General features: G+C 68.8%; 3 protein-coding genes. 1 reads left to right on the top strand and 2 read right to left on the bottom strand.

What is annotated here, in order from left to right; all coding sequences use genetic code 11:
- Positions 1 to 89: 89 nt before the first annotated feature.
- Positions 90 to 911, bottom strand: coding sequence for a PhzF family phenazine biosynthesis protein (locus tag ABZ826_RS39080; protein WP_361459319.1), 822 nt, complete (start codon positions 909 to 911; stop codon positions 90 to 92).
- 282 nt (positions 912 to 1,193) lie between these two features.
- Here ABZ826_RS39080 and ABZ826_RS39075 point away from each other — a divergent pair, with 282 nt between their 5' ends.
- A complete protein-coding gene (locus tag ABZ826_RS39075; protein ID WP_361459318.1) occupies positions 1,194 to 1,631 on the top strand; it encodes a VOC family protein in 438 nt (145 codons plus the stop codon).
- Positions 1,632 to 2,101: 470 nt separating this feature from the next.
- Here the strand turns inward: ABZ826_RS39075 and ABZ826_RS39070 are convergent, their stop codons facing one another.
- The gene (locus ABZ826_RS39070; RefSeq protein ID WP_361459321.1) at positions 2,102 to 2,650 is read right to left on the bottom strand and encodes a class I SAM-dependent methyltransferase; all 549 of its coding nucleotides are present in this window, start codon (positions 2,648 to 2,650) and stop codon (positions 2,102 to 2,104) included.
- Between the last annotated feature and the right edge of the window lie 281 nt (positions 2,651 to 2,931).

The raw sequence follows: 2,931 nt of genomic DNA, 5'->3' as shown, positions 1-2,931 counted from the left end.
TAGGCGTAGGAACCTCGATCTTCTCACCGGCAAAGTGCACCTGTCGCTGTATCAGCTGTCGCATACCCCGCACTACCTGCGGATTCGGGTCAGAGTGCCGCGAGCAGTTCGCCGTCGATGACCGTGACGGCGTTGCCGGTCAGCAGCGTACGGTCGCCGCACAGCGACGTACGGACCAGACCGGAACGGGCGGAGGCCTGAAGTCCGGTCAGCTCGGCACGGCCGAAACGTGCCGACCAGAAGGGGGCCAGTGCGGTGTGGGCGCTGCCGGTCACCGGGTCCTCGTCGATCCCGACGCGTGGGAAGAAACCGCGGGAGACGAAGTCGTAACCGCGGGCGGGGTCCTCGGCGGCGGCCGTGGCGATGATGCCCCGCCGGGAGAGGCGGGCCACTGCGGCGAGGTCCGGGGTCAGCCCTCGCACCGTCGTCTCGTCGGCCAGTTCGACGATCAGGTCGCCGATGTGCGGACCCGTGTCGTGGACGGAGAGTGGTTCCGCGCCCAGTGCGACGGCCAGGCCGGCCGGGGCGGTCTCGGGCGTCAACGCGGCAGTGGGGAAGTCGAGCGTGATGGTGCCGTCCGAGTGCGCGGTCGCGGTGAGGATTCCACAGCGTGCGGCGAAACGCACTGTGCCGCTCGCCGTCCGGGTGGTGTGCAGGATGTGCGCCGTGGCGAGGGTGGCGTGCCCGCACATGTCGACCTCGGTGGTCGGCGTGAACCAGCGCAGTGCCCAGTCCGCCTCGCCGCCCGGCGGCAGCGGGTGGGCGAAGGCGGTCTCGGAGAGGTTCAGCTCCATGGCGATCCGCTGGAGTTGCGCGTCGTCGGGAAAGACGCCGGATTCCAGTAACAGGACTCCCGCCGGGTTGCCGGTGAAGGGGCGGTCGGTGAACGTATCGACGATTCGGATCCTCATGACGCGACCGTACGTGCGGAGCCAGGCGGCAGACCAAGGCCAATTCCGTGTCGCTGGACCGAAAGGCCCGGCGGGCGACAGGGCCTCGACCATGTGCCGGTCACCCCCGGTGCCGTTCCGAGCGCCGGACGTCGAGTGCCGAGCGCGAGGCGGCGGGGAGGGTGACAGCCCAGCAGGGCGTCAGTCAGTGGCAGAGCCACGACCACCGGAACCCGCGTACGAGTATCAGTGTCAGTGTCAGTGGCACGCGGTACGGTCCGTGGACCGGACCGAGGAGGACCCATGGCGGCCCAGTGGACTTTGACGATCGACTGCGCGCATCCGGCGAAGCTGGCCGGGTTCTGGGCGCTGGCGCTGGACTACATGCCCAAGCCCCCGCCCGCGGGGTTCGAGAGCTGGGAGGAGTGGTTCTCCCATCACGAGGTCCCGCCGCACGAGTGGGATCAGGGCGCGTACCTCTGTGATCCGGACGGGGTGGGCCCCACCCTGTCCTTCCTGCAGGTACCGGAGTCGAAGGTGGTGAAGAACCGCTTGCACCTGGACGTGCAGGTCGGCGGCGGTCGCGACACGCCCTGGGAGGTCAGGTGGCCCCGTGTCGTCCGGGCGGTGGAGCGACTGACCGCCGCGGGGGCAACCGCGATCCGTGAGCACGAGATGCAGGGCAGGCCCGATCACGTGGTGATGGCCGACCCGGAAGGAAACGAGTTCTGTCTGGTCTGACAGTGCTCTTCGGTCCGTTGGGGATACCGAAGGTGCTTAGCTCCGTTGCGGATGCCGCACAACGCTGAGTCGTGGGGTCCGGTCGGAGTCCCGGAGCCTCGGAGGTCCTTGTCGGGGCTCCGCCATGGCCCGTGCGGGCCGCTCCGGCCAGCCGCCTGGAGACGCGTCTGTGATCACGGCAGTGGGGGTTTTTGGGCCAGCAACGTGGCGACCGTCCTCGTCGCTCCGTTGCCCGGCTCCTGAGTGAGTCGGGCGGTGACGGCGAGCCCGCCCGGGTCCAACAGCGCGACGATCCGTTCCGTCGGCAGCAGGTGCGACTCGTCTCCGCAGGATCGCCCACGTGTCCGCCCAGGCACTCTGGCCGCAGAGCGGAGGTGGAACAACTTCGAGCGTCTCAAGGTCCGGAAAGTGGAGGCGTCACCATGAGAGCTGTCCCGCTTCAAACTGACCGACAAACGAGAGCATCGGTCTCAGTCGCCGGGCCCGGGTGCGGATCGATATTCAGCCCTGCCCGGTGCCTTCGAGTTGGAAGTGCCAGATGACCACGATCGGAGAATCGTCCAAGGCCGCGGCCGACGCCTCCGGGCACCAGCGCAACAGGTCCCAGGACATGTGGGTCGGAGCGGGTCCGGGGTGGTGTCGGGGTCGAGGGAGTGGCGCGGGCGACGGGGTTCCTCGCAGTGCCGGACCTGGAAGCCAAGGGGGAGGGCGGCGGTGAGGTAGGCGCTGAGCGGGCGGTGGTATTCGGCGAGGAGGGACGGGCGGCCGTCCGGGCCGGGACGACGGGCCAGGGTCGGTCGGAGGTAGGACACCAGCAGGTGGGCATCCGAGATCACAAGGTTTCCGCCAGGACGCAGGACACGCATGAACTCGGCGAGCACGGGGGCCAGGTCGGGGACGTGTGTCGTGGCGAGCGCGCAGACGACGGTGTTGACCGCGTTGTCGGGAAGCGGCAGCCGGTGCAGGTCGGCCTCGTGGAATTCGACATCTGGCAGGTGCTTGCGGGCCTGGGTGAGCATTTCCGGCGAGGCCGCGCCCACCCACGGCACTGTCGAGCACCTTGCCTCCGGGCATCGCGACCTTCAAGGACTGGCGCGGTCGGCGAGGCCTGAGGACGTGGAGGAGAGCGGTATTGAGGAGATCACTTCTCCCGCGTTCGTCGTGCGCGATGGAACCAATGTGGTCGCAGCGGCGGGGTACCGCACCTGGCCGGCTGAGAGCCTGTCGGGTGGCCGGTTGATTACGCTGCGATGTAGTCCTCGACGGTGTTGGCTCGTGCGGTCTTGCGGTGGGATTCATG

It is taken from the genome of Streptomyces sp. NPDC047515 (assembly GCF_040643055.1).
Taxonomy (GTDB): domain Bacteria; phylum Actinomycetota; class Actinomycetes; order Streptomycetales; family Streptomycetaceae; genus Streptomyces.
This window is presented reverse-complemented; position numbering and strand designations above follow the sequence as displayed.

Coding starts and splice junctions, on each gene's coding strand:
- ABZ826_RS39075 (WP_361459318.1), top strand. CDS start 1,194: ATGGCGGCCCAGTGGACTTTGACGATCGACTGCGCGCATCCGGCGAAG.
- ABZ826_RS39070 (WP_361459321.1), bottom strand. CDS start 2,650: ATGCTCACCCAGGCCCGCAAGCACCTGCCAGATGTCGAATTCCACGAG.
- ABZ826_RS39080 (WP_361459319.1), bottom strand. CDS start 911: ATGAGGATCCGAATCGTCGATACGTTCACCGACCGCCCCTTCACCGGC.